Raw genomic sequence first — 23,218 nt, forward strand, 5'->3', positions numbered from 1 at the left:
GGTGCGCATGGCGAGCGGCTGGGACGCGATCGTCGGCCAGGCCGATGCCGTCGCACAGCTGCAGCGGGCCGCCGCCGTCGACCCTGCTGTCGACGGCTCGGGGGCCATGACGCACGCCTGGTTGCTCACCGGCCCGCCCGGCTCCGGCCGCTCGAACCTGGCCTACGCGTTCGCCGCCGCGCTGCTGTCACCCCCGACGGGCATCGACGAGGGGGTCGCCACGCTCGTCGACGCGCGCACGCACCCGGACCTCGTGACGCTCTCGACCGAGGGGGTGCTCATCACGATCGCGCAGGCGCGTGCCGTCGTGCAGCGCGCGTCGCTCGCGCCGTCGACCGCCCGGTACCGGGTGATCGTCGTCGAGGACGCCGACCGGATGGCCGAGCGCACGTCGAACGCGCTGCTCAAGGCGCTCGAGGAGCCGCCGCCCGAGACGGTGTGGATCCTGTGCGCGCCGAGCGAGGCCGACCTGCTGCCGACGATCCGCTCGCGCGTCCGCACGCTCACGCTGCAGGTGCCCGACCCGGCAGCGGTCGCGCAGCTGCTCATCGATCGCGACGGCGTCGCCCCAGAGGTCGCCGCGCGCGCCGCGCGCGAGGCCCAGAGCCACATCGGCATGGCGCGCAGGCTGGCGACGAGCGAGGAGGCGCGCGCTCGTCGCGCCGAGACGCTCCAGATCGCGATGCGCGTCTCCACCGCGGCGTCGGCGGTGCTCGCGGCCGCCCGGTACGTCGAGATCGCCACGGCCGACGCCGACGCGCTCTCGGCCGAGCGCGACGAGGCGGAGCGCGCGCAGGCGCTCCACCAGCTCGGCATCGAGCCGGGCGGCACCGTGCCCCCGGCGCTCCGGCGCCAGCTCAAGGAGCTCGAGGACGCGCAGAAGCAGCGCGCGAAGCGCGGCATGCGCGACGGCGTCGACCGCATCCTCGTCGACCTCCTCTCGCTCTACCGCGACATCCTCATGACGCAGCTCGGCGTGGGCAGCGATCTCGTCAACGAGGCGATGCGGCCGACGGTGCTCGCCGCGGCCGCCTACCTGCAGCGCGCCGCCGTGATCGACGTGCTCGACAGCATCCGGATCGCGCGGGAGCGCATCGAGGCGAACGTGCCGCCGGCGCTCGCGCTCGAGGCGATGCTCGTGCGCGCCGCACGCGCGGCGCAGCGCCGCTGACTCGACCGCCGCTGCGAGGAGCGCCGTTGAGCGGATCATGTGCCGCGGCGGTGGGGTCGCACACCCGACGCCGCGTACCGTTGGAGGCATGCTCCGCACCCGCCGCCGCCTCGCAGCCCTCACCGCCGTCGTCGCTGCGACCTCGGTCGCCCTGACCGGGTGCATCATCCTGGCGCCGCCGGTGCCGACGCTCGCCGACGGACCCGGCTGGACGCCGACGGGCGAGGACGTCGCCCCCGAGCTCGAGGGCTACTTCGCGCAGGACGTCGACTGGCAGCAGTGCGACGAGAACTGGTGCGGCACCGTGCGCGCGCCGCTCGACTGGTTCGCGGTCGGTGAGGAGTCGATCGATGTCGCGGTCACCGTCGCGCCGGCGACCGGCGAGCGGCTCGGTGCGATCCTCTACAACCCCGGCGGCCCGGGCGCATCCGGCGTCGAGTACGTGCAACAGTACGCCGACTACCTGCTGCGGCCCGAGGTGCGCGAGCACTACGACCTCGTCGGCTTCGACCCCCGCGGCGTCGGCGCCTCGACGCCCATCTCGTGCTACGACGACCCGCAGGAGCTCTACGACTGGCTGTGGGAGATCCCGGACGGGCCGCGGCCCGAGCCGCTCAGCGACGAGGACCTCGAGCAGCAGCTGGCCGACGCGCAGTGGTTCGGCGACTCGTGCCTCGAGCACAGCGGCGAGCTGCTCGGCAAGATCGGCACCGAGCAGGTCGCGAGCGACCTCGACCTCGTGCGGTCGCTGCTCGGCGAGGAGCGGCTCAACTACCTCGGCGTCTCCTACGGCACGCTCATCGGCTCGACCTACGCCGACCTGTTCCCCGAGAACGTCGGACGGATGGTGCTCGACGCCGCCGTCGCGCCCGACTCGACCGACTTCGAGGGCACGCTCTACCAGGCGGCCGGCTTCGAGCTCGCGTACGGCAACTTCGTGACCGACTGCCTGCAGCAGGACGACTGCCCGTTCGTCGGCTCGAAGGAGGACGCGCTGCAGCAGACGCGCGACCTGCTCGACCGCCTCGACGCCCAGCCGATCCCGGTCGCCGACGGCCGTGAGCTCGGCTCGAGCGCGCTGTTCACCGCGATGGCCGCGAACCTCTACGCGGATGCGCAGTGGTCGACGCTGCGCAGCGTGCTGACCGACGTGCTCTCGGGCAGCGGGGAGTCGGCGTTCGCGGAGGCGGACGCGTACTACGGCGTGAACCCGGATGGCACGTTCGCCGACAACTCGCTCGAGACGCTCATCGCGGTCAACTGCCTCGACTACCCGGCCGTGACGGACTTCGACGAGGTGCGCGCGAATGCCGAGCAGATCCTGGCGGCCGCGCCGACGCTCGGTCCTGACTTCGTGGGCCTCGGCAGCTGCGCCGCCTGGCCGGTCGAGGCGACCCGCGAGCCGCACGAGATCACCGCGCCGGGCGCGGAGCCGATCATCGTCATCGGCGGCGTCAACGATCCGGCGACGCCCTACCAGCAGGCTGTGGACCTCGCGGCGATGCTCGAGTCGGGCGTGCTGATCTCGGTGGAGGCGGAGGGGCACGGGCAGTACTTCACGGGCAACGAGTGCGTCGACCAGCCCGTGAACCGCTACTTCCTGGAGGGCATCGCGCCGACCGCGCAGATCGACTGCTGAGCGCCCGGCGTCTCAGCGAACGCGGCGGGGGAGCGGAGCGCGCTCGCAGATGCCGCGCGTACCGTCGCCGGCATGAGCGACACGAGCGAGACCCGCACCGCGACCGACGCCGACGCGAGCTTCCAGCCGCGTCGCGCGATCGTCACCGCCTCCGACTCGGGCATCGGCCGCGCGACCGCCGTCGCGCTCGCAGAGGCCGGCATGGACGTCGGCATCACCTGGCACACGGACGAGCAGGGCGCCCTCGACACCGCCGAGGAGGTGCGCGCCCACGGCGTGCGGGCGGCGGTCGCGCGGCTCGACGCGACGGACATCCCCGGATGCGGCGACGTCGTCGACAGCCTGGCCGACGAGCTCGGCGGGCTCGACGTCTTCGTGAACAACGCGGGCACGGGTGGTGCGACGCTGCTGCTCGACCTCGAGTACGAGGAGTGGGACGAGATCGTGAAGACCGATCTCAGCGGCGCCTTCGTCTGCATCCAGCGCGCAGCTCGACGGATGGTCGCCGGAGGTGCGGGCGGCCGCATCATCGCGGTCTCGAGCGTGCACGAGCACCAGCCGCGCGTCGGCTCGAGCGCCTACGACGCCGCGAAGCACGGGCTCGGCGGCCTCGCGAAGACGGCGGCGCTCGAGCTCGGGCAGCACGGTATCACCGTGAACACGGTCGCGCCCGGCGAGATCGCGACGCCGATGACCGGCCAGACCGACGAGGACCCCCACGGCAAGGACCGTCCGGGCATCCCGCTCGGCCGGCCGGGCGACGCGCGGGAGATCGCATCCGTCATCGCGTTCCTCGCATCGCCCGCCGCTTCGTACGTCACGGGCGCCTCGATCGTCGTCGACGGCGGGATGCTGCAGATGGGTCCGCAGGCCGGCTCGCACCTGCAGAGCGACGACTGGCGCTCGGTGTAGCGACGGCCGCCACGGTTCGTGGTGCGCTCGAGACATGCGCTATGATCGTTGATCGTGCCTCGGCACGCCGCCTTAGCTCAGTCGGCAGAGCGATTCACTCGTAATGAATAGGTCCGGAGTTCGATTCTCCGAGGCGGCACCACCACAGAACGGCCCCGACCAGGACTCCTCGAGGAGTCCGGGTCGGGGCCGTTCCGCCGTCTGGTTGCTATCCCCGGCTCGCCGCTCGACGCGTCTCTCGCACGCGGGTGCCCGACGCGCTCCTGCGCCGCGCGCGGTGCAGCGCCAGGTCGTCGACACGGGGTGCGAGCGGCCGCGGCGTCGCGCGCTCCCACGAGTGCTCCACGTGCACGAGGATGACGGGCCCACCGTGCTCCGCTTCGCCGGCGAGCCGCACGTACGTGGCGTCGGGCCCGACGATGACCCGGTCGGGCTTGACGGACGACCGGGCGGCCCATCGGTCGAGGTCCTGGAGGCCCCCGTCGCCCTCGTTGAGGTCGTCGAGGATCGCACCGACCAGGGCATCGGTGATGAGGGTGGCTGTGACGGCGAGCTTCTGCACATTCGAACGCTAGGGACGCCGTCTGGACGGCGGCCGGGGTGACGCAGAGCCCGAGCCGAGGGTCCACCGTCGATCGGCTCAGGGTGCGCCACGGACGCGCGAGTCACCGCTGTCCGGCCGCGGTCCGCCTCCGTAGATCGCACCTGGACGAGCGCCAGCGAGGCGAGTAAGAACAGGAGCGCACCGGTCATGGGTGCCGCGGTCACGCGTGCGATCGCGAGACGCTGCTGCCCGAGAGCGGAGGATCCGTGATCACCTTCGCCGAGTGGCTGGAGGACGTCGAGGGCAAGGAGATCGACAACTCGGCTGGGCAGCCGCATCCGCAGTGCACGGATCTCGTCCGCGACTACTACATGCGGGTGCTCGGTGCGCCGTGGGGCATCGGCCACGTCGCCGACTACGCGTGGCAGTGGTGGACGGCATTCGAGACCGACGTGGATCGCCCGAGCAGATGGCTCCAGCGGGTCGCGCGCGACGCCCGAGCGCAGTGGGGCGACGTCGCGATCTGGTCGGCTGCGATGACTTGGCCGGCGTCGGAGTCGGGGCATGTCGCGGTCGTGGAGCGCGACCGTGGCTCGAGCCTGGACGTCATGAACCAGAACTTCAGGGGGCATCGGTACTCGGAGCGCAGCACGATCAGGAAGCGGCACCTGCTCGGCTACCTCCGGCCGATCCAGCCGCTCGCCGGTGCGCCGGGCGTCGCGAGCGCGCACGACAGCAAGGCAGAAGGGGAGCTCACCATGTCCGAAGCAGCCGAGATCCGCGCGGAGATCGCTGGACTGCGCCACCACCTCGACAACCTCCTGAGCCCTGGCGGTCGTGGCAGGTACTCGTGGGGCGACGTGACGGTCGACGAGCTGCGCGCGATGGTTCAGAAGGTGGACGACGCGAGCAAGCGTCTCGACGAGACCCTCGCATATGTGAAGGCCATCAGAGAGGGCCAGATCGCCCCGGGGCAGTACAGCTACGACCAGGCCATCCTCGCGCTGGTGCAGGGACTGACCGGGTCGGTCGGCCGTCTCAAGGCACGCCCTGCCCTGGACGTCGACGCGCTCGCTGCACGGCTCAAGGACGGGCTCGGGGCCGATGCGGCGACGGACCTCGCGAAGCGGGCTGAGCGACGGCTGAGCGCCGCGCCGGTCAGCGGTCGCGCAGCCGGCCGACGATCTGCTCGAGCTCGGTGCCCTCGGCGACGCGCCAGTCGTCCTCGACCCCCTCGCGCGGGTGGTGGGTGATCGCGTGGCCCTCGACCTCCGACCAGTCGACGCTGCCGTCGGGATCGAGCTCGACGAGAGCGGTGCGGAGGTGCTCGGCGGCCGCGTCGCGGCTGGGGTGCTGGCTCATGGGTCGATCGTGGCAGAGCCCGTCTGCGATGCGCCATGGAGCGACCCGGTGGACCGCTGCTCGCTACCCTGCATGCATGACCCGTGGCATCCTCATCGTCGACGTCCAGAACGACTTCACCGAGGGCGGCGCCCTCGCGACCGACGGCGGTGCCGCGGTCGCCGCGGCCATCACCGAGCACCTCCGCGGCCACGCCTACGACCTCGTCGCCGCGAGCCGCGACTGGCACGACGCGACCGGTGACAACGGCGGCCACTTCGCGCCCGGAGCGCCCGACTTCGTCGACACGTGGCCCGTGCACTGCGTCGCGGGCTCGCCCGGCGCCGAGTACCACCCGGCGCTCGACGCGCTCGCGATCGACGTGCACGTGAAGAAGGGGCAGGGCAAGCCCGCCTACTCCGCCTTCGAGGGCATCACCGACGACGGCGAGACGCTCGACGAGGTGCTCGCGGAGCAGGGGATCGACGAGCTCGACGTCGTGGGGATCGCCACGGACTACTGCGTCAAGGCGTCAGCGCTCGACGCGGCGCTCGCGGGCATCACGGTGCGCGTCATCGATGGCCTGACGTCGGCGGTCAGCGCCGAGACGCGGGCGACGGCGCTCGACGAGCTGCGAGACGCGGGGGTGGAGGTCGTGGCCAGGCCGTGACCACGGAGTCCGTCGAGGTGGATCGATGCTCGCATCGTTAGCCGACGACAAGTAGGCCGAGTACATATAGTCTGTCTGCATGACTTCGCCGCGCGCCACCGACCGCTCCGACCGCCGCGGCGTGCCCCGCTGGCTGCGGGTGCTCATCCCCGCGGTCCTCATCCTCGGCTGGCTCGCGGCCGCCGGGATCGGCGGACCGACCTTCGGCAAGCTCTCGACGGTCGTCTCGAACGACCAGACCAGCTTCCTGCCCGCGACCGCCGAGTCGACCGAGGTGCAGGCGCTGCTGCCCGAGTTCCTCGGTGCCGACGAGGTGCCGGCGATCGTGGTGGTCGCGGGCGACGCGGAGCTCGACGCCTCCTCGCTCGAGGGCGTCGACGCGCTGCAGCAGACCATCGCCGAGCTCGACGGCGTCGTCGAGACCTCACCCGTCGTGCCGAGCGACGACGGCCAGGCGGCGCAGATCGTCGCCCTGCTCGACGCGAGCGGACCGTCGAGCGAGCTCACCGGGGTCGTCGAGGAGCTGCGCGCCGAGGTGGCGGATGCCGACCTGGGCGAGGGCGTGCAGGCGGCGGTCACCGGGCCGGCCGGCTTCACGGCCGACATCGCCGCGGCCTTCGAGGGGATCGACGGCATCCTGCTGCTCGTCGCCCTCGGCGCGGTCTTCATCATCCTGGTGCTCGTCTACCGCTCGCCGCTGCTGCCGCTGCTCGTGCTCTTCACGTCGGTGGCGGCGCTCTGCCTCGCGATCCTCATCGTGTTCACGCTCGCGCAGGCCGACATCCTCACGCTCAGCGGTCAGACGCAGGGCATCCTCTTCATCCTCGTGGTCGGCGCCGCCACGGACTACGCGCTGCTGTACACCGCGCGGTTCCGCGAGGCGCTCGGGCAGACGCAGTCGCGCTGGCAGGCGACGCTCGCCGCGCTGCGCGGCTCCACTGAGCCGATCGTGGCCTCCGGCGGCACCGTCATCGCCGGCCTCCTCTGCCTGCTGCTGAGCGACCTCGTCTCCAACCAGCAGCTCGGGCCGGTGGCGGCGATCGGCATCGCGACCTCGATCCTCGCCGGGCTCACGCTCCTGCCCGCGCTCCTGCTCGCCTTCGGTCGCGTCGCCTTCTGGCCCGTCGCCCCGACGCCCGCGCGTCCGCGCACGAAGCCCGAGGACAAGGGCCTGTGGGGCGCCGTCGCCCGCCTGGTCGACCGCCGCTCGCGGGCCGTCTGGATCGTCACCGCGCTCGTGCTCGGCGCCGGTGCGCTCGGCGTCACGCAGCTGCAGGCCAACGGTGTGCCCTCGAGCGACTTCGTCGTCGGCGAGTCCGAGGCGCGCGACGGGCAGGCGCTGCTGTCGGCGCACTACCCGGGCGGCTCGGGCAGCCCCACGCAGGTCGTCGTGCCGGAGGCCGACCAGGACGCGGTGGCGGAGGCGCTGGCAGACGCCGAGGGCGTCGAGGGCGTCGCGGTGGCGAGCGAGGACTCGCCGTCCGGCTCGATCCCGCTCCCGGTCGACCCTGCGTCGCCGTTCGCGGCGGCCGCTCCGACCGTCGTCGACGGACAGGTGCTGCTGCAGGCGACGCTCGTCGCCGCACCCGACTCCGACGAGGCCCAGCAGGTGGTGCGCGAGCTGCGCGAGGTCGTCCACGGCGCGTCCGCCGACGGCATCGTCGGCGGGCCGACGGCCACCGCGATCGACACGAACGACGCGTCCCAGCGGGACCGGGCGCTCATCATCCCGATCGTGCTGGTCGTCATCTCGCTCATCCTGATGCTGCTGCTGCGCTCGATCGCCGCGGCGCTGCTGCTGCTCGCCACGACCGTGCTGTCGTACGGCACCGCGCTCGGCGCCGGTGCGCTCATCCTCACCGCGCTCGGCGTCCCGGCGATGGATCCGTCCGTGCCGCTCTTCGCGTTCGTCTTCCTCGTCGCGCTCGGCGTCGACTACAACATCTTCCTCATGACGCGGGTGCGCGAGGAGGTCGGCCGGATCGGGCACCGACGCGGCGTGCTGCGCGGGCTGCGCGTGACCGGCGGCGTCATCACCTCTGCCGGCGTCGTGCTCGCCGCGACCTTCGCCGCGCTCGGCGTCATCCCGGTGCTCTTCCTGCTGCAGCTCGCGATCATCGTCGCCCTGGGCGTGCTCATCGACACGACCCTCGTGCGGTCGCTGCTCGTGCCCGCGCTCGCGCTCGAGATCGGGCCGAAGACATGGTGGCCGTCGAAGCTCGCTCGCGACCGGCCAGGGGAGCCTGCGGTCGCACCGGCGGCATCGCCGCAGTCGTAGGCTGGAGGGAGCCGCGCTGCGTCGCATGGCGGATGCGTCGCGGCACCGTCCGATCGACGTCCCCACGCAAGGAGTCCTCATGAGCGCGATCAGCGAGTCCCAGGTCCTCGACGCCGTCCGCGGCCAGCTGTTCATCGGCGGCGAGTGGATCGATGGGGAGCAGGGCACGATCGACGTGCGCGACCCGGCGACGGGGGAGGTGCTGAAGCAGATCGCGAACGGCTCGGTCGACGACGGCGTGCGCGCCCTCGACGCGGCGGTGGATGCGCAGGAGTCGTGGGGTCGCACGCCCGCGCGGGTGCGGGGGGAGATCCTGCGGAAGGCGTTCGATCTGCTGCAGGAGCGGAAGGAGGAGTTCGCGCTCCTCATGACCCTCGAGATGGGCAAGCCCCTCGCGGAGGCCCGGGGCGAGGTCGCCTACGGCGGCGAGTTCCTGCGCTGGTTCTCGGAGGAGGCGGTGCGGATCGATGGCCGCTACACGATGACCCCCGAGGGCACGGGCCAGATGATCGTCACTCACCGCCCGGTGGGGCCGTGCTTCCTCATCACCCCGTGGAACTTCCCGCTCGCCATGGCCACCCGGAAGCTGGGGCCGGCACTCGCGGCCGGCTGCACCGCGGTCGTGAAGCCCGCGACGCTCACGCCGCTGACGACGCTCGCGCTCGTGGGCCTGCTGGAGGAGGCGGGGCTGCCGAAGGGGGTCGTGAACGTCATCACCACCAAGTCGACCGGGGCCCTGTCGGAGCGGCTGCTCGCGGATCCGCGGCTCCGGAAGGTGTCGTTCACCGGTTCCACGCCGGTCGGGGTGCAGCTGCTGAAACTGGCGGCGGACAACGTGCTGAAGGCGTCGATGGAGCTGGGCGGGAACGCCCCGTTCGTCGTGTTCGACGACGCGGACCTCGACAAGGCAGTGGAGGGGGCGCTGCTGGCGAAGTTCCGCAACATCGGGCAGGCCTGCACGGCCGCGAACCGGTTCATCGTCCACGAGTCGGTCGCGGACGAGTTCTCCCGCCGGATCGGTGAGGCGGTCGAGGGCATGAAGATCGGCCGCGGCACCGAGGAGGGCGTGCAGATCGGCCCGCTGGTGGAGGACAAGGCGGTCGACAACGCGGTCCGGCTGGTCGACGGGGCGGTCGCCGACGGGGCGACGCTCGTGACCGGCGGGAAGGCGATCGACGGGCCGGGCTCGTTCTTCCAGCCGACGGTGCTGGACGACGTCACGGCGGAGATGGCGGTGTCGATCGAGGAGATCTTCGGGCCGGTGGTGGCGATCCAGCGGTTCGCGACCGAGGATGACGCGGTGCGGCTCGCGAACGCGACCGAGTACGGGCTGGTCGGCTACGTGTTCACCGAGGACACCAAGCGCGGGCAGCGGATGATCGACCGCATCGACACGGGCATGATGGGCCTCAACGTCGGCGTCGTCTCCAACGCCGCAGGACCCTTCGGCGGCGTGAAGCAGTCCGGGCTCGGACGCGAGGGCGGCGCGGAGGGGATCCACGAGTACCTCGAGACGAAGTACACCCTCATGCCCAACCCCTTCGCCTGACCCGAGCCGTCTCGATACGCGCGCCCTCCGGGCGTGCTACTCGACGAGCGTGGCCCCCACCTGCTGATCGAGTAGCGGCGCGGGCGCAGCCCGCACGCGTATCGAGATCACCACCCTCGGGGGTCGTCTCGATACGCGCGCCCTCCGGGCGTGCTACTCGACGAGCGTGGTGGGGGCGAGCCGCTCGACGAGCAGGTGGGTGCGTGCTCCTCGACGAGCGGCGCCCCCACCTGCTGATCGAGTAGCGGCGCGGGCGCAGCCCGCACGCGTATCGAGATCACCCGCCTCAGTCGTCTCGATACGCGCGCCCTCCGGGCGCGCTACTCGACGAGCAGGTCGGGTGACCGCGGCACGAGGTCCAGGATCAGCTTGCCCGGCACGTGGCCCGTCATGAGGCGGCGGTAGGCCGTGGCGAACTCCTCCAGCGGGTAGCGCCCGTCGATCGCCACCTCGAGCTCGCCCGACGCGGCGAGGGCCGCGAGCTCGTCGAGCGCGCCCGTGCTCGCGAGATCCGTCGAGACACCGCGCGCGCCGTGCGCGCCCTTCGCCGCGATCGCGATGCACCGCTCGATCACCACGCCCGCCTCGAGCGCCGCCGCCACACCGGCGCCGTCCGCGCAGTCGAAGCACGCGTCGAGTGGGAGCATCCCGAGCAGCCGGTCCGCGAGCCCCTCGCCGTACGCGATCGGCTCCGCCCCGAGCCGGCGCAGCAGCGCGTGGTTGCGCTCGCTCGCCGAGCCGATCACCCGAGCACCCCGGCGCTCGGCGAGCTGCACCGCGAGCTGGCCGACGCCCCCGGCCGCCCCGTGCACGAAGATCGTGTCGCCCGCGCGCTCCACGAGCTGCTCCACGGCGTCCCATGCCGTCCGCCCCGCGACGACGAGGCTCGCGGCGACGCCCGGGTCGAGGCCGTCGGGGATGCGCGCGAGGCGCTCGGCCCGCGAGTCGACCACCGTGCGGTCCTGCAGGGCCCGCGTGCGCGCGGAGCCGAAGACGCGATCGCCCACCGCCCATCCGTCGACGCCGTCGCCCACCTCGTCGACGGTCCCCGCGATGTCGTTGCCGACGCCGAGCGGCGGCTCGAGCCCCCGCGACGCCGCGGCCGGGCCGCCCGTGAAGATCTTCCAATCGACGGGGTTGAGCGCGACCGCCTCGACGCGGATGCGCACCTCGCCCGGTCCCGCGTGGGGCTCGTCCACGTCGCGCAGCTCGAGCACCTCGGGCCCGCCGAACCGCTCGTGCATCACCATGCGCATGCGCGCCACGCTACTCGTGCGCGTGCGGGGCGGATCCGTCCGTGCGTCAGGCCGCGGGTGCCAGCAGCTGGTGGGCCGCGAGCTCGCGGTAGAGCGGCGACGCGTCGAGCAGCTCGTGGTGCGTGCCGCGCGCGAGCACACGACCGCCGTCGAGCACGACGATCTGGTCGGCGTCGACGACCGTCGCGAGGCGATGCGCGATCACGAGCGTCGTGCGGCCCTCGCTCGCGACGTCGAGCGCCGCCTTGAGCGACGCCTCGTTGCGCGCGTCGAGGTTGGCCGTCGACTCGTCGAGCAGCAGGATGGGCGTGGCCGCGAGCAGCGCGCGGGCGATCGCGAGCCGCTGCCGCTCGCCGCCGGAGAGCAGCACGCCGCCCTCGCCGACCTCGGCGTCGAGCCCGGCGCTCGCGCGCCGCACGAGGTCGTCGAGGTTGACCGCCTCGAGCGCGTAGAGCAGCTGCGCGTCGGTCGCGTCGGGGGCGCCGAGCCGCAGGTTGTCGCGCAGCGATCCGGCGAGCACGGGGGCGTCCTGCTCCACGTAGCCGATGCGCGCGCGCAGCGAGTCGCGGTCGACGTCGCGCACGTCGGCGCCACCGATCCGCACGCTGCCGGCCGTCGCGTCGTAGAAGCGCTCGATGAGCGCGAAGGTCGTCGACTTGCCGGCGCCGGATGGGCCGACGAGCGCGGTGCGCGTGCCGGCGGGCACCGAGAACGAGACGCCCTCGAGCACGACGCGCGGCTCGTCGGCGGCGGGGTAGGCGAAGGTGACGTCCTCGAAGGCGACCATCGGCGCATCCGCGCGCGGCTCGAGCGGCGCCGAGGCGTCGGCATCCGTCTCGCTCGGCAGCCGGACGATCTCCTGGATGCGGCCGAGCGCGCCGAGCGCGACGCTCACGGCCGAGATCGCCCCGGCCAGCTGGCCGAGCGGCATGATCATGAGGAAGAGGAAGAGCAGGAAGCCGACGAGCTGGGCGATGCCGATCTCGCCCGTGGCGACGCGCAGGCCGCCCACGCCGAGCACCACGAGGAAGGCGAGCTGCGTCGCGACGCCGAAGATCGGCACGACGAGCGCCGAGATGCGCGCGACCCGCACGCCGGCGTCGAACGCGCCGCTCGCGCGCTCGCCGATCGCGGCGGCCTCACGGTCGGTGGCGCCGGCGGCGCGCACGGTGCGCACGGCGCTGATCGCGCGCTCGAGCGCGCTCGTGAGGTGCCCCACCTGCTCCTGCGCCCTGCCCGACGCGCGCGTCAGCAGCGGCATGACGGCGAGCATCGCCGCGATCGCGACAGCCAGCACCAGCACGGTGAGGCCGAGCAGCAGCGGGTCGATGATGAGCATCGCGATGACGGCGCCGACGAGGGTGAGCAGCCCGCCGATCGACTCGACGAGGCCCTGCGTGAGCACGGCGCGCAGCAGCGTCGTGTCGCTGCCGACGCGGCTGACGAGGTCGCCGATGCGCCGCGCGTCGAACTCCGCGATCGGCAGTCGCAGCATCCGCTCGACGAGCGTGCGCCGCGTGCGCAGCACCACGTGCTCGCCGAGCACCTGCAGCAGGAAGTGCTGGAAGCCGTCGAGCAGCGCGCCGACGACGACGATGACGAGCAGCAGCGCGGGCAGCCACTCGAGCGGGCGCGACTGCTCGACGCGCGCGATGAGCTCCTGGGCGAGCGCCGGCTGCGCGAGCGCGAACCCGGCGCCGACGACCGAGAGCACGATCGCGCCGACGAGCAGCCCCTTCTTGGGGAAGAGGTAGGGCAGCAGCTCGCGCACCGACGCGCGCGGTCCGTCGTCGTCGCGCCGCCGCCGGCCGAACATCCCTCGTCGCTCGCTCATGTGCCGCGCTGTCCCGTCTACCGCTTGCCGTGCTTCTTGTGCACCGCCTGGCGCGTGACGCCGAGCGCGTCGGCGATGGCCTGCCAGGGGAACCCCTCCATTCTTGCGCGTCGGACGAGCGCCGACTCCTCGCGCTCGATCTCGCGCCGCGCGGCGGCGGACTCGGAGAGCAGCTCGAGCACGCCCAGGGGCTGCTCCGACGATGCGGTGATGCGGTCCATGCGTCAATGATGGTTGACACGGGCTGCGGATGTCAACTCGGGTTGACGGGACGGAGGATGCCGTGCGTGGGTGGCACGGTCTAGCGTTGGGTCTCGTGCCAGCACCAGTGATCGAGGCCAAGGGCCTGCGCAAGGAGTACGGCGACTTCACCGCGGTCGACGGCATCGACTTCGCCATCGAGGCGGGCGAGGCCTTCGGGTTCCTCGGCCCTAACGGCGCCGGCAAGTCGACGACGATGCGGATGATCGCGGCCACCTCGACCAGGACGTCCGGCGACCTGCAGGTGCTCGGCTTCGACCCCGAGAGCCACGGCCCCGAGATCCGCGCGCAGCTCGGCATCGTGCCGCAGGCCGACCAGCTCGACGAGGAGCTGCGGGTGGTCGACAACCTCATCGTCTACGGCCGCTACTTCGGGCTGCCGCTGCCGTACGTGAAGCGCCGGGCCGAGGAGCTGCTCGAGTTCGCGCAGCTCACCGAGAAGCGCAAGGCGCGCGTCGACGGCCTCTCCGGCGGCATGAAGCGCCGCCTGACGATCGCGCGCGGCCTCATCAACAGCCCCAAGGCCATGCTGCTCGACGAGCCGACGACGGGGCTCGACCCGCAGGCCAGGCACGTGCTGTGGGACCGCCTCTTCCGCCTCAAGGAGGAGGGCACGACGCTCGTGCTCACGACGCACTACATGGACGAGGCCGAGCAGCTGTGCGACCGGCTCGTCGTCGTCGACAAGGGCGCGATCGTCGCGGAGGGCAGCCCGTCGTCGCTCATCCGGCAGTACTCCACGCGCGAGGTGCTCGAGGTGCGCTTCGGCTCGAGCCGCAACGCCGAGGCAGCGGAGCGCATCCAGGGCATCGGCTCGCGCATCGAGGTGCTGCCCGACCGCGTGCTCGTCTACGACGACGACGGCGAGGCCGCCATGGCGGCCGTGCACGCCCGCGGCCTGCAGCCGATCACGAGCCTCGTGCGCCGCTCGAGCCTCGAGGACGTGTTCCTGCGCCTGACCGGACGGTCGCTGGTCGAATGAGCGGCACCGTCGTCGACGGCGGCCTGGCTGCGGCCGGGCGGGTCGACCACGCCGCCGTCGCGCGGTCGTCCCGGGCGTGGGGCTGGTGGTTCGTCGCGGAGCACCGCATCCGCGCGATGCGCTCGTACGTCGCCTCCGCGGTCATCATCGGCCTCGGCTCGCCGTTCCTCTTCCTCATCGGCCTGGGCGTGGGGCTCGGCCTGCTCGTCGACGCGAACCAGGGGTCGCAGGGCGTCGACGGCGTGCCCTACCTCGTGTTCCTCGCCCCCGCGCTCGCGATGGCGGGCGCGATGCAGACGTCGTCGCAGGAGAACACCTACGGCGTCTTCGGCGGCTTCAAGTGGTTCCCGATGTTCTTCGCCATGAACGGCACGCCCATCGGTCCCGCCCACATCGTGCTGGGCTTCCAGGTCGCCGTGCTCGTGCGGGTGCTCGTCTCGCTCGTCGCCTTCGTGCTCGTGATGATGCTCTTCGGCATCGGCGACCCGCTCGGCGCGCTGCTGCTCCTCCCGATCGGGCTGCTGATGGCGACGGCCGTCGGCTTCGCCGTGATGTCGTGGGTCTCGACGCAGACGGAGGATCGCGGACAGCTCTCGTTCATCGAGCGGTTCGTCGTCGTGCCGCTCACGCTCTTCTCGGGCACCTACTTCCCGCTCGAGACCCTGCCGGCCTTCCTGCAGTGGATCGGCTGGATCTCGCCGCTCTGGCACGCTGCCGAGCTCGGCCGCGCCGCGCTCTACGGCGCGCCGCTGCCCGCCGTGATGCTGCTCGTGCACGTCGGCTACCTCGTGCTGCTCGCGGCCGTCACGTGCGCGCTCTCCATCCGCACCTTCCGAAAGAGGCTCGACAAGTGACCGAGCAGCTGCTCGAGGCGCCCGCGCCCGCCATCCGCGGCCCGCTGCGCGGCCTCTACGCCGGCAACACCCGCTCCGTCGTGGCCCGCGGGCTGCAGGTGATCGCGCGCAACAACTGGCTCATCGTCGTCACCGGCTTCTTCGAGCCCGTCTTCTACCTGCTGTCGATGGGCATCGGCCTGGGCGCGCTCATCGGCACCGTCGACTTCTACGGCGTCGACGTGCCCTACGCGGCCTACATCGCGCCCGCGCTCATGGCTGTGAGCGCCATGAACGGCGCGGTCTACGACTCCACGATGAACGTCTTCTTCAAGATGAACTTCGCGAAGCTCTACCAGCAGATGCTCTCGACGTCGCTCGGCCCGCTCGACGTCGCGCTCGGCGAGATCCTGCTCGCGCTGTTCCGCGGGCTGCTGTACGCGTGCGGGTTCATGCTCGTGACGACGCTCATGGGGCTCAACCTGTCGTGGACGGCCGTGCTCGCGATCCCCGCAGCGCTCATCATCGCGTTCGGCTTCGCGTCGTTCGGCATGGCGGTGACGAGCTACATGAAGACGTTCCAGCACCTCGACTACGTGTACTTCGTGATGATGCCGATGTTCCTGCTCTCGGCCACGTTCTTCCCCATCGAGGTCTACCCGCAGGGGGTGCAGTGGGTCATCCAGGCGATGCCGCTCTGGCACGGCGTCGACATGGTGCGGCAGCTCACGACGGGCCTCATCCAGCCCTCGATCCTGCTGCACCTGCTCTACTTCGCGGTCATGATCGTCTTCGGGCTCTGGTTCACGACCGCACGGCTGAAGGCGCTCTTCCTCCGCTGAGCCTCCCCGCTCCGGACGCGTCCAGGCTCGCTCCCTAGGGTTGCGGGCATGGCTCGCGTGCTGATCTTCGCCCCCGCTCCGACGCTCACCGTCACGATCGAGGACCTCCGCGGGGAGGCGGACGTCCACGTGCACGTCGGCGGCCAGGGCGTCTGGCAGGCGCGGATGCTGACGGCGCTCGGACTCGACGTGGTGCTGACGTGCTCGGTGACGGGCGAGGTCGGGGGCGTCGTCCGTCACCTGCTCGACGACGAGGGCTTCGAGGTCGTCGCGATCGAGCGCGAGGGCATCAGCCCGGCGTACGTCCACGACCGCCGCGGCGGCGAGCGGATCGCGGTCGTCGAGGAGGACGGCGAGGTCCTGGAGCGGCACGCGCTCGACGACCTCTACTCAGCAACGCTGCGCGAGGCGTCACGGGCCGACCTCGTCATCCTCTCCGGCCCCGACGGCGACGACGTGCTCGAGCACGACGTCTACCGCCGACTCGCGAGCGACGTGCGCGCGCTCGGGAAGCCCGTGCTCGTCGACCTCGCCGGTCCCCGGCTCGAGGCGGCGCTCGAGGGCGGCGTCGACGTGCTCAAGGTCAGCCACGAGGAGCTCGTCGCCGACGGCCGCGTCGAGGACGGCGACGACGAGGCGCAGCTCGTCGCGGCGGCGCGCGAGCTGCACGACGGGGGCATCGGCCTGGTCGCGGTGACGCGCGCGGACGCCGGCTCCGTCGTGGTCGGCGACGGCGGCGCGTGGCGCGTGTCGGCGCCGCAGCTCGAGCCGGTCGAGACGCGCGGCGCGGGGGATTCCTACGCCGCGGGCGTCGCGTCGGTGCTCGCCGACGGGGGCGCGCACGATGCGGCGATCCGGATGGGCGCGGCGGCGGGGGCGGTGAACGCGACTCGTCGCGGGCTCGGCACGGGCGACGCCGAGGCGATCCGCGCGATCGCGGAGCAGGTGCAGCTGGACGACATCGAGGAGGACGACTGATGCGGGCACTCATCACGAACGACGACGGCATCGACTCGCCGGGCCTCGCCGCGCTCGCGCGCGCCGCGGCCGCGGCAGGGCTCGAGGTGGTGATCGCGGCGCCGGCCCACGAGCACTCGGGCGCGAGCGCATCCATCATCGCCACGCAGGGCACGGCCGTCACGGCCGCGGGCGGCAAGGGGACGGTGCGCTCGGAGCGGCGCACGATCGCCGGGCACGAGGGCGAGGCCTACGCGGTGCACGCGGCGCCCGCGCTCATCGTGCTGCTCGCGCTGCACGGCTCGTTCGGGCCGGTGCCCGACGTCGTGCTGAGCGGCATCAACCGGGGCGCGAACGTCGGCACGGCCATCCTGCACTCCGGCACCGTCGGCGCGGCCCTCACCGCGGGGCAGGGCGGCGTCCGCGCGCTCGCGGTGTCGCTCGACGTGGGGCTCCGCGAGGGCGGCGCCGAGCACTGGGAGACGGCGGCGGCGCTCGCCGCGCGTGCGCTGCCGGGGCTCCTCGACGCGCCCGTGGGTGCGGTGCACAACCTCAACGTGCCGGACGCCGCCGATCCCGAGGCGGTCGAGCTCACGACCGCGCCGCTCGCGCCGTTCGGCATCGTGCAGACCACGATGACCGAGATCGACGGCGACGAGGTGCGCCTCTCGATCCGGCAGCACGCCGCGGCCTCCGCGCCCGGCACCGACATGGAGCGGCTCGCCGCCGGCGTCGCGACCGTGACGGCCGTGCGGGCGCTTGCGGCCTCGGGGGCTGAGACGACACCGCGCTGAGACGACACCGCGCTGAGACGACACCGCGCTGAGACGACAGCGGGGCCGCGCCCAGTGGCGCGGCCCCGACGTCGGTCAGCGAGCGTCGATCACGGCTCCTCGGCCGCGATCACGACCGAGCTGTTCTCGACGTACTCCTGGTCGCGCGTCTCCTTCGTCAGCAGCAGCGCGATGAACGTGATCGCGCCGGCCGCCGCGAGGTAGAGGCCCACGAGCAGCGTCGAGCCGCCGGCCGCGCGCCAGAGCGCGACGGCGATGAACGGCGCGAGCGCCGCTCCGAGGATCGACGAGAAGTTGTACGCGATCGCCGAGCCGGTGTAGCGCACGTTGCTCGGGAAGAGCTCCGGCAGGAACGCCGCCATCGGGCCGAAGGTCAGGCCCATGAGGGAGAAGCCGAGCACCAGCATGGCCATCGTGCCGACGAAGCCGGACGAGAACAGCGGCACCCACAGCAGGCCGAAGACGACGATGCCGATCGTGACCGCGCCGAGCATCTTGCGGCGGCCGAAGCGCTCCGCGAGCGGGCCGGCGACGAGCGTGAAGACGCCGAAGAAGACGACACCGGCGATGAGCATCCACAGGAAGTCGATGCGCGCGTAGCCGAGTCCCGGCACGGGCGCGTCGCTGGGAGAGGTGCCGTAGGTGAGCGTGAACGCGGTCATCAGGTAGAAGAGCACGTAGGTCGCCAGCATGATGAACGTGCCCTGGAGCAGCTGCACGCCGTTGCGGCGGAACACGCGGGCGAGGGGCAGCTTCACGACTTCGTTGCGCTCGACGACGCGCGTGAACGCGGGGGTCTCGAGCAGCGAGAGGCGCACCCACAGGCCGACGAAGAGCAGCACCGCGGAGGCGAGGAACGGCACGCGCCAGCCCCACTCCTGGAAGGCCTCCGGGCTCATCGTGTAGCTGATGATGATGAAGGTGACGTTGGCGAGGATGAAGCCGATCGGCGCACCGAGCTGCGGGAAGGTGCCCCAGATGGCGCGCTTGCCGGCCGGCGCGTTCTCGGTCGCGAGCAGCGCGGCGCCCGACCACTCGCCGCCGAGGCCGAGGCCCTGGCAGAAGCGCAGCAGCGCGAGGAGCGCCGGCGCGGCGATCTCCCAGCCGGGCGTGAGCGCGGTCGGCAGGAGGCCGATGAGGACGGTCGCGACGCCCATGGTGAGCAGCGACGCCACCAGGGTCGCCTTGCGGCCGATCCGGTCGCCGAAGTGGCCGAACAGGATCGAGCCGATCGGACGGGCGATGAAGGCGACGCCGAACACGGCGAACGACGACAGCAGCTGCGCGGTGGGGTCGTCGGCGGGGAAGAAGAGCGCGGGGAAGACGAGCACGGCGGCGGTCGCGTAGGCGTAGAAGTCGTAGAACTCGATCGACGTGCCGATGAGGCTCGCGAGGATGACGCGGCGCGGGGTGTTGGCCTTGCCCGTCGGCTTTGCTGCGGTGGTGGGGGTGGACATGGTGCTCCGAGGATAGGAAGGTCTGCGCGCACCCGTCGCCGGTGTGGGGCCCGGGCGCTCGGTGCGCTCGTGGCGCACCGGCCGTCGAGGGAGCGACATCGGTCCCGGTTGGCGGCGATCCAGCCTAGCGACCGGCCGCATGCCCTCGACGCCGTGCGCGCGGGCGCGTCCCCGCTAGCCGTCGACCGAGCGCAGCGACCGCAGGGCGAGCGCCGCCTCGACGACCGCCTCCGCAGCCTCCCGGCCCTTGTCCTCCTTCGAGCCGGGCAGGCCGGCCCGGTCGATGCCCTGCTGCTCGTCGTCGAGGGTGAGCACGCCGAAGCCGACCGGCTTGCCCGTGCGCACGGCGACCTCGGTCAGGCCCATGGTCGCGGCCTGCGAGACGTACTCGAAGTGCGGCGTGCCGCCGCGGATGATGACGCCGAGCGCCACCGCGCCGTCGGCGCCCGCCTCGAGCGCGGCCTGCGCGACGACCGGCAGCTCGAAGGAGCCCGGCACGGGCAGCTCGAGCACGTCGGCGCCCATCTCGGCGAGCGCGCGGCGCGCGCCCTCGAGCAGCCCCGCCGCGATCTGGTCGTGCCACCGGCCGTGCACGACCACGATCCGCAGTCCGCTCGCGTCCAGTCCGCCCGTCGTGGGCGCTCCAGCTCCAGCCATGTCAGTCGTCTCCCTGCTCGTCGAATGCCTCGATCACGGCCGGGAGCTGGTGCCCCATGCGGTCGCGCTTCGCCTCGAGGTACTGCTCGTTGTACTCGCCGACGCCGACCAGCAGCGGGACGAGCTCGGTCACGGCGATGCCGTGCTGCTCGAGCTGCTGCTGCTTGAGCGGGTTGTTCGACAGCAGCCGGATCGACTGCACGCCCTGCTGCCGGATGATGCCGGCCGCGGCGCCGTACTCGCGCGCGTCGGCAGGCAGGCCGAGCGCGAGGTTGGCGTCGAGCGTGTCGAGCCCGTCCTCCTGCAGCCGGTAGGCGCGGAGCTTGTTGATGAGGCCGATGCCGCGGCCCTCGTGCCCGCGCAGGTACACGACCATGCCGCTGCCCGCCTCCTGGATCTGCTGCAGGGCCGCGTCGAGCTGCGGTCCGCACTCGCACTTGAGCGAGTGGATGGCCTCGCCCGTGAGGCACTCCGAGTGCACGCGCACGAGCGCGCCGTCGGCGAGTTCGTCGCCGGCGATGATCGCGACGTGGTCCGCGCCGGTCTGGCGGTCGCGGTACGCGGCGACGCGGAACGTGCCGAACTGCGTCGGCACCTTCGTCTCGACCTCGAAGGAGACGCGCGCCGACTCGTCGTTCGCGCCCTTGCACGCGGTCGGCAGGCCGCCGGCCTCGAGGTGGTCGACGAGGTCCTCGATCGTGATGACGGGCAGGTCGTGCTCCTCGCCGAAGGCGATGAGGGACGGCAGTCGGCGCATCTCACCGCTGTCCTCGACGAGCTCGCCGATCACCGCGACGGGCTCGAGGCCCGCGAGCGTCATGAGCTCGACGGCCGCCTCGGTGTGGCCCTTGCGCTCCCGCACGCCGCCCTCGACCGCGCGCAGCGGCACGATGTGGCCGGGCCGTCGGAGGCTCCTGGGCGTCGACGCGGGGTCGGCGAGCACCCGCAGGGTGTGCGCGCGGTCGTCGGCGGAGATGCCGGTCGAGTCGCGGTCGGCGGCGTCGACGGTGATCGTGTACGCCGTCTGCCGAGCATCCTCGTTCTCGAGCACCATGAGGGGCAGCTCGAGCAGGTCGGCGCGCTCGGCCGTGAGCGGCGCGCACAGGTAGCCGGAGGTGTGGCGCACCATGAACGCCACCTGCTCCGCCGTCGCGAGCTGCGCCGACATGATGAGGTCGCCCTCGTTCTCGCGCCCTTCGTCGTCGACGACGATGACGGGCTTCCGCTCGCGCAGCGCGCGCAGCGCGACGTCGATGGTGGTGATGCTCATGAGGCCTCCCGCTGGAGCATGCGCTCGACGTGCCGAGCGACGATGTCGGTCTCGAGGTTGACCCGGTCGCCGACGGCCCGGAAGCCGAGCGTCGTCGACGCGAGCGTCTCGGGGATGAGCGAGACCTCGAACCACTGCTGCGCCTCGGACGGGTCGCTCACGGCCGAGGTGGTGAGGCTGATGCCGTCGACGGCGATCGACCCCTTCCGCACGACGAGGTGCGCGTGCGCGGGGTCGAGCGAGATCCGGACGGTGCGCTGCCCGTCGCCCTCGACGATCGACAGCACCTCGGCGGTGCCGTCGATGTGGCCCTGCACGATGTGGCCGCCGAGGCGGTCCCCGACGGCGGCCGCGCGCTCGAGGTTGACGCGATCGCCCGGCGTGCGGTCGCCCAGCGTCGACATGTCGACCGAGATCTGCATGACGTCGGCCGTGAACGCATCCGCCGTCTGGTCGACGACGGTCAGGCAGAGGCCGTCGACGGCGATGGAGTCGCCGTGGGATGCGTCGCTGACCGCGAGCGGCCCCCGCACGGTGAGGCGCCATGCGTCTCCGCTGCGCTCGAACGAGACGACCTCGCCGAGCTCTTCGATGATGCCGGTGAACATCAGTGCTCTTTCCCTGTCGTGGCCTCGACCAGGAGGTCGCGGCCGAGCTGCTCGAGCCGCGTCACCGTGAGGCGCCGCTGCTCGTCGATCGTGCCGACGCCGATGTCGTCGAGCACGGTGCGCGGACCTCCGAGGAGCGTCGGCGCGAGGTAGATGGTGAGTCGGTCGGTGAGGCCGGCACGCAGGAAGGCGCTCGCGAGCGTCGGGCCGCCCTCGACGTAGAGCGTCTGGAGGCCGGCGGCGGCGAGGCCGAAGAGCTCGCGCTCGAGCTCGTGGCCTGCGGTGCGGTGCCCGCGCGGGTGCTGCCGGATGGCGGCGTCGGCCGGGATCTCGCGGGTCCCGAACACCACGGGGATGGGTTGCGGGGCGTCGGGGTCGCCGTCGACGCGGGCGGTGAGCAGCGGGTCGTCGGCGAGCACCGTGCCGGTGCCGACCGCGATCGCGTCGTGCGCGCTGCGCTCGCGGTGCACGTGGGCGCGCGCCTCCGGTCCGGTGATCCAGCGGCTCGTGCCGTCGGCGGCGGCGGCGCGGCCGTCGAGCGACTGCGCCCACTTGACCGTCACGCGCGGCCGGCCGGTGCGCTGCACGAAGAGCCAGTCGGCGATGAGGGCCTCGCCCTCGGCCTCGTCGAGGCGGTCGACGTCGACGCCGCCCGACGCGAGCCGGGCTGCGCCGCCGCTCGACGCCTCGCCAGGGTCGGCGCTCGCGTAGACGACGCGCGCGACGCCGGCGGCGAGCAGCGCCTCGGCGCAGGGCCCGGTGCGGCCGGTGTGGTTGCACGGCTCGAGGGTGACGACGGCGGTCGCGCCGCGCGCCTCCTCGGGACGGAGGCGCGAGAGCGCGTCGACCTCGGCGTGCGGCGTGCCGGCACCGCGGTGCCAGCCCTCGCCGAGGACGCGGCCGTCGGGGGAGAGGAGCACGGCGCCGACCTGCGGGTTCACGCCGCGCGGGCCGCGGACCGCGAGCTCGCGGGCGCGGGCCATCGCGTCGCGCTCTGCGACCGGGTTCCCAGCCATGACGTTCCTCTCCGAAGCGCGCGCGGGGAACGAGGGGTCGCGTGCGACCCCACGTGCGCCTCCCCTCCGGACTCTCACCGTCGGTGCTGGAGTTCCACCAGCTCAGCCGATCGCGCTGCTCGGGTTCGAGCAGCACTCACGGGTCGCGGACTATCACCGCCGGTTCAGACTTGCACTGACCCCGGGCACGTTGCACTGCCACCCTACAACTCGCCCCTCCGCCGCCCCATTCCCGCCCATCCAGCAGCCGCCCCGCCGCCCAGGCGCACAACGCAAGCCGCGCGCGCCCGATCCGCCGCCGATGGGAGGCGAGCCGCCGACCCGCCGCTGCTCCGCGCGCCGGGGCT

Annotated in this window: 22 protein-coding genes, 1 tRNA gene and 1 riboswitch; of the genes, 13 read left to right on the forward strand and 10 right to left on the reverse strand. The window is 72.6% G+C overall.

Annotated features, from left to right (window positions below):
- Positions 1–7 precede the first annotated feature (7 nt).
- The 4 genes from ABIB37_RS07890 to ABIB37_RS07905 all read left to right on the forward strand — a co-directional run bounded on the left by ABIB37_RS07890 (position 8) and on the right by ABIB37_RS07905 (position 3,864).
- Positions 8–1,171 carry a DNA polymerase III subunit delta' gene (locus tag ABIB37_RS07890; RefSeq protein WP_354258897.1) on the forward strand — a complete coding sequence of 388 codons (1,164 nt, stop codon included), beginning with the start codon at positions 8–10 and terminating at the stop codon, positions 1,169–1,171.
- A gap of 88 nt (positions 1,172–1,259) precedes the next feature.
- Positions 1,260–2,810, forward strand: a complete 1,551-nt coding sequence (locus ABIB37_RS07895; RefSeq protein ID WP_354258900.1) for an alpha/beta hydrolase — start codon at positions 1,260–1,262, stop codon at positions 2,808–2,810.
- Between the two features lie 72 nt (positions 2,811–2,882).
- Positions 2,883–3,722, forward strand: a complete 840-nt coding sequence (locus ABIB37_RS07900; protein ID WP_354258903.1) for an SDR family oxidoreductase — start codon at positions 2,883–2,885, stop codon at positions 3,720–3,722.
- Between the two features lie 66 nt (positions 3,723–3,788).
- Positions 3,789–3,864, forward strand: a tRNA-Thr gene (locus tag ABIB37_RS07905).
- Positions 3,865–3,930: 66 nt separating this feature from the next.
- Here ABIB37_RS07905 and ABIB37_RS07910 read toward each other — a convergent pair.
- Entirely contained in the window at positions 3,931–4,284 is a 354-nt protein-coding gene (locus ABIB37_RS07910) for a hypothetical protein (RefSeq protein ID WP_354258906.1), read from the reverse strand.
- Positions 4,285–4,532: 248 nt separating this feature from the next.
- Between ABIB37_RS07910 and ABIB37_RS07915 the strand changes: the two genes are divergently transcribed.
- A complete protein-coding gene (locus ABIB37_RS07915) occupies positions 4,533–5,519 on the forward strand; it encodes a CHAP domain-containing protein (protein WP_354258909.1) in 987 nt (328 codons plus the stop codon).
- On the opposite strand, the gene ABIB37_RS07920 is transcribed toward ABIB37_RS07915, so the two are convergent.
- Positions 5,425–5,628, reverse strand: coding sequence for a hypothetical protein (locus ABIB37_RS07920; protein WP_354258911.1), 204 nt, complete (start codon positions 5,626–5,628; stop codon positions 5,425–5,427). The genes ABIB37_RS07915 and ABIB37_RS07920 overlap by 95 nt on opposite strands.
- 76 nt (positions 5,629–5,704) lie before the next feature.
- Here ABIB37_RS07920 and ABIB37_RS07925 point away from each other — a divergent pair, with 76 nt between their 5' ends.
- From ABIB37_RS07925 to ABIB37_RS07935, 3 genes are all read left to right on the forward strand, one after another.
- Positions 5,705–6,277, forward strand: a complete 573-nt coding sequence (locus ABIB37_RS07925; protein WP_354258914.1) for an isochorismatase family protein — start codon at positions 5,705–5,707, stop codon at positions 6,275–6,277.
- A 79-nt stretch (positions 6,278–6,356) separates the two neighbouring features.
- Positions 6,357–8,555 (forward strand): MMPL family transporter, encoded by a 2,199-nt coding sequence (locus ABIB37_RS07930; RefSeq protein WP_354258917.1) that lies wholly within the window; start codon positions 6,357–6,359, stop codon positions 8,553–8,555.
- Positions 8,556–8,634: 79 nt separating this feature from the next.
- The gene (locus tag ABIB37_RS07935) at positions 8,635–10,104 is read left to right on the forward strand and encodes an NAD-dependent succinate-semialdehyde dehydrogenase (RefSeq protein ID WP_354258920.1); all 1,470 of its coding nucleotides are present in this window, start codon (positions 8,635–8,637) and stop codon (positions 10,102–10,104) included.
- Between the two features lie 320 nt (positions 10,105–10,424).
- On the opposite strand, the gene ABIB37_RS07940 is transcribed toward ABIB37_RS07935, so the two are convergent.
- From ABIB37_RS07940 to ABIB37_RS07950, 3 genes are read right to left on the reverse strand one after another with little or no spacing between them, the layout of a single operon-like run.
- Positions 10,425–11,360 (reverse strand): NADP-dependent oxidoreductase, encoded by a 936-nt coding sequence (locus ABIB37_RS07940; RefSeq protein ID WP_354258923.1) that lies wholly within the window; start codon positions 11,358–11,360, stop codon positions 10,425–10,427.
- Positions 11,361–11,406: 46 nt separating this feature from the next.
- Positions 11,407–13,194: an ABC transporter ATP-binding protein gene (locus tag ABIB37_RS07945; protein WP_354258925.1), complete on the reverse strand. Its 1,788-nt coding sequence runs from the start codon at positions 13,192–13,194 to the stop codon at positions 11,407–11,409.
- 17 nt (positions 13,195–13,211) lie between these two features.
- On the reverse strand, positions 13,212–13,415 hold the full coding sequence (locus tag ABIB37_RS07950; protein ID WP_354258928.1) for an AsnC family protein: 204 nt from the start codon (positions 13,413–13,415) through the stop codon (positions 13,212–13,214).
- A gap of 95 nt (positions 13,416–13,510) precedes the next feature.
- On the opposite strand from ABIB37_RS07950, the gene ABIB37_RS07955 reads away from it, so the two are divergent.
- Genes ABIB37_RS07955 through surE form a run of 5 tightly spaced genes read left to right on the forward strand, consistent with a single transcriptional unit; the run spans position 13,511 to position 17,863 of the window.
- A complete protein-coding gene (locus ABIB37_RS07955) occupies positions 13,511–14,437 on the forward strand; it encodes an ABC transporter ATP-binding protein (protein ID WP_354258931.1) in 927 nt (308 codons plus the stop codon).
- Positions 14,434–15,291, forward strand: a complete 858-nt coding sequence (locus ABIB37_RS07960; protein ID WP_123696120.1) for an ABC transporter permease — start codon at positions 14,434–14,436, stop codon at positions 15,289–15,291. The genes ABIB37_RS07955 and ABIB37_RS07960 overlap by 4 nt, the downstream gene beginning before the upstream one ends.
- Positions 15,288–16,112 (forward strand): ABC transporter permease, encoded by an 825-nt coding sequence (locus tag ABIB37_RS07965; RefSeq protein ID WP_354258934.1) that lies wholly within the window; start codon positions 15,288–15,290, stop codon positions 16,110–16,112. Before ABIB37_RS07960 ends, ABIB37_RS07965 begins: the two co-directional genes overlap by 4 nt.
- Before the next feature lie 48 nt (positions 16,113–16,160).
- Positions 16,161–17,090 carry a 1-phosphofructokinase family hexose kinase gene (locus ABIB37_RS07970; protein ID WP_354258937.1) on the forward strand — a complete coding sequence of 310 codons (930 nt, stop codon included), beginning with the start codon at positions 16,161–16,163 and terminating at the stop codon, positions 17,088–17,090.
- Positions 17,090–17,863, forward strand: a complete 774-nt coding sequence (gene surE, locus ABIB37_RS07975) for a 5'/3'-nucleotidase SurE (RefSeq protein ID WP_354258940.1) — start codon at positions 17,090–17,092, stop codon at positions 17,861–17,863. The genes ABIB37_RS07970 and surE overlap by 1 nt, the downstream gene beginning before the upstream one ends.
- An 89-nt stretch (positions 17,864–17,952) precedes the next feature.
- On the opposite strand, the gene ABIB37_RS07980 is transcribed toward surE, so the two are convergent.
- The 5 genes from ABIB37_RS07980 to ribD all read right to left on the reverse strand — a co-directional run bounded on the left by ABIB37_RS07980 (position 17,953) and on the right by ribD (position 22,871).
- Positions 17,953–19,320 (reverse strand): MFS transporter, encoded by a 1,368-nt coding sequence (locus ABIB37_RS07980; RefSeq protein WP_354258943.1) that lies wholly within the window; start codon positions 19,318–19,320, stop codon positions 17,953–17,955.
- A gap of 174 nt (positions 19,321–19,494) precedes the next feature.
- Positions 19,495–19,977, reverse strand: a complete 483-nt coding sequence (gene ribH / locus ABIB37_RS07985) for a 6,7-dimethyl-8-ribityllumazine synthase (protein ID WP_354258946.1) — start codon at positions 19,975–19,977, stop codon at positions 19,495–19,497.
- Between the two features lies 1 nt (position 19,978).
- Positions 19,979–21,247 (reverse strand): 3,4-dihydroxy-2-butanone-4-phosphate synthase, encoded by a 1,269-nt coding sequence (gene ribB, locus ABIB37_RS07990; protein WP_354258949.1) that lies wholly within the window; start codon positions 21,245–21,247, stop codon positions 19,979–19,981.
- Positions 21,244–21,855, reverse strand: a complete 612-nt coding sequence (locus ABIB37_RS07995) for a riboflavin synthase (RefSeq protein ID WP_354258952.1) — start codon at positions 21,853–21,855, stop codon at positions 21,244–21,246. The genes ribB and ABIB37_RS07995 overlap by 4 nt, the downstream gene beginning before the upstream one ends.
- Positions 21,855–22,871 (reverse strand): bifunctional diaminohydroxyphosphoribosylaminopyrimidine deaminase/5-amino-6-(5-phosphoribosylamino)uracil reductase RibD, encoded by a 1,017-nt coding sequence (gene ribD / locus ABIB37_RS08000; protein ID WP_354258954.1) that lies wholly within the window; start codon positions 22,869–22,871, stop codon positions 21,855–21,857. Before ribD ends, ABIB37_RS07995 begins: the two co-directional genes overlap by 1 nt.
- 49 nt (positions 22,872–22,920) lie before the next feature.
- Positions 22,921–23,064, reverse strand: a riboswitch (FMN riboswitch).
- Positions 23,065–23,218 lie beyond the last annotated feature (154 nt).

Origin of the sequence: Agrococcus sp. UYP10 (assembly GCF_040547205.1) — a bacterium.
GTDB lineage: Bacteria > Actinomycetota > Actinomycetes > Actinomycetales > Microbacteriaceae > Agrococcus > Agrococcus jenensis.

Bases quoted from the DNA above. Each gene is read 5' to 3' on its own strand.
- ABIB37_RS07890 (WP_354258897.1), top strand. From the start codon at position 8: ATGGCGAGCGGCTGGGACGCGATCGTCGGCCAGGCCGATGCCGTCGCA.
- ABIB37_RS07895 (WP_354258900.1), top strand. From the start codon at position 1,260: ATGCTCCGCACCCGCCGCCGCCTCGCAGCCCTCACCGCCGTCGTCGCT.
- ABIB37_RS07900 (WP_354258903.1), top strand. From the start codon at position 2,883: ATGAGCGACACGAGCGAGACCCGCACCGCGACCGACGCCGACGCGAGC.
- ABIB37_RS07920 (WP_354258911.1), bottom strand. From the start codon at position 5,628: ATGAGCCAGCACCCCAGCCGCGACGCGGCCGCCGAGCACCTCCGCACC.
- ABIB37_RS07925 (WP_354258914.1), top strand. From the start codon at position 5,705: ATGACCCGTGGCATCCTCATCGTCGACGTCCAGAACGACTTCACCGAG.
- ABIB37_RS07930 (WP_354258917.1), top strand. From the start codon at position 6,357: ATGACTTCGCCGCGCGCCACCGACCGCTCCGACCGCCGCGGCGTGCCC.
- ABIB37_RS07935 (WP_354258920.1), top strand. From the start codon at position 8,635: ATGAGCGCGATCAGCGAGTCCCAGGTCCTCGACGCCGTCCGCGGCCAG.
- ABIB37_RS07940 (WP_354258923.1), bottom strand. From the start codon at position 11,360: ATGCGCATGGTGATGCACGAGCGGTTCGGCGGGCCCGAGGTGCTCGAG.
- ABIB37_RS07945 (WP_354258925.1), bottom strand. From the start codon at position 13,194: ATGAGCGAGCGACGAGGGATGTTCGGCCGGCGGCGGCGCGACGACGAC.
- ABIB37_RS07950 (WP_354258928.1), bottom strand. From the start codon at position 13,415: ATGGACCGCATCACCGCATCGTCGGAGCAGCCCCTGGGCGTGCTCGAG.
- ABIB37_RS07960 (WP_123696120.1), top strand. From the start codon at position 14,434: ATGAGCGGCACCGTCGTCGACGGCGGCCTGGCTGCGGCCGGGCGGGTC.
- ABIB37_RS07970 (WP_354258937.1), top strand. From the start codon at position 16,161: ATGGCTCGCGTGCTGATCTTCGCCCCCGCTCCGACGCTCACCGTCACG.
- surE (WP_354258940.1), top strand. From the start codon at position 17,090: ATGCGGGCACTCATCACGAACGACGACGGCATCGACTCGCCGGGCCTC.
- ABIB37_RS07980 (WP_354258943.1), bottom strand. From the start codon at position 19,320: ATGTCCACCCCCACCACCGCAGCAAAGCCGACGGGCAAGGCCAACACC.
- ribH (WP_354258946.1), bottom strand. From the start codon at position 19,977: ATGGCTGGAGCTGGAGCGCCCACGACGGGCGGACTGGACGCGAGCGGA.
- ribB (WP_354258949.1), bottom strand. From the start codon at position 21,247: ATGAGCATCACCACCATCGACGTCGCGCTGCGCGCGCTGCGCGAGCGG.
- ABIB37_RS07995 (WP_354258952.1), bottom strand. From the start codon at position 21,855: ATGTTCACCGGCATCATCGAAGAGCTCGGCGAGGTCGTCTCGTTCGAG.
- ribD (WP_354258954.1), bottom strand. From the start codon at position 22,871: ATGGCTGGGAACCCGGTCGCAGAGCGCGACGCGATGGCCCGCGCCCGC.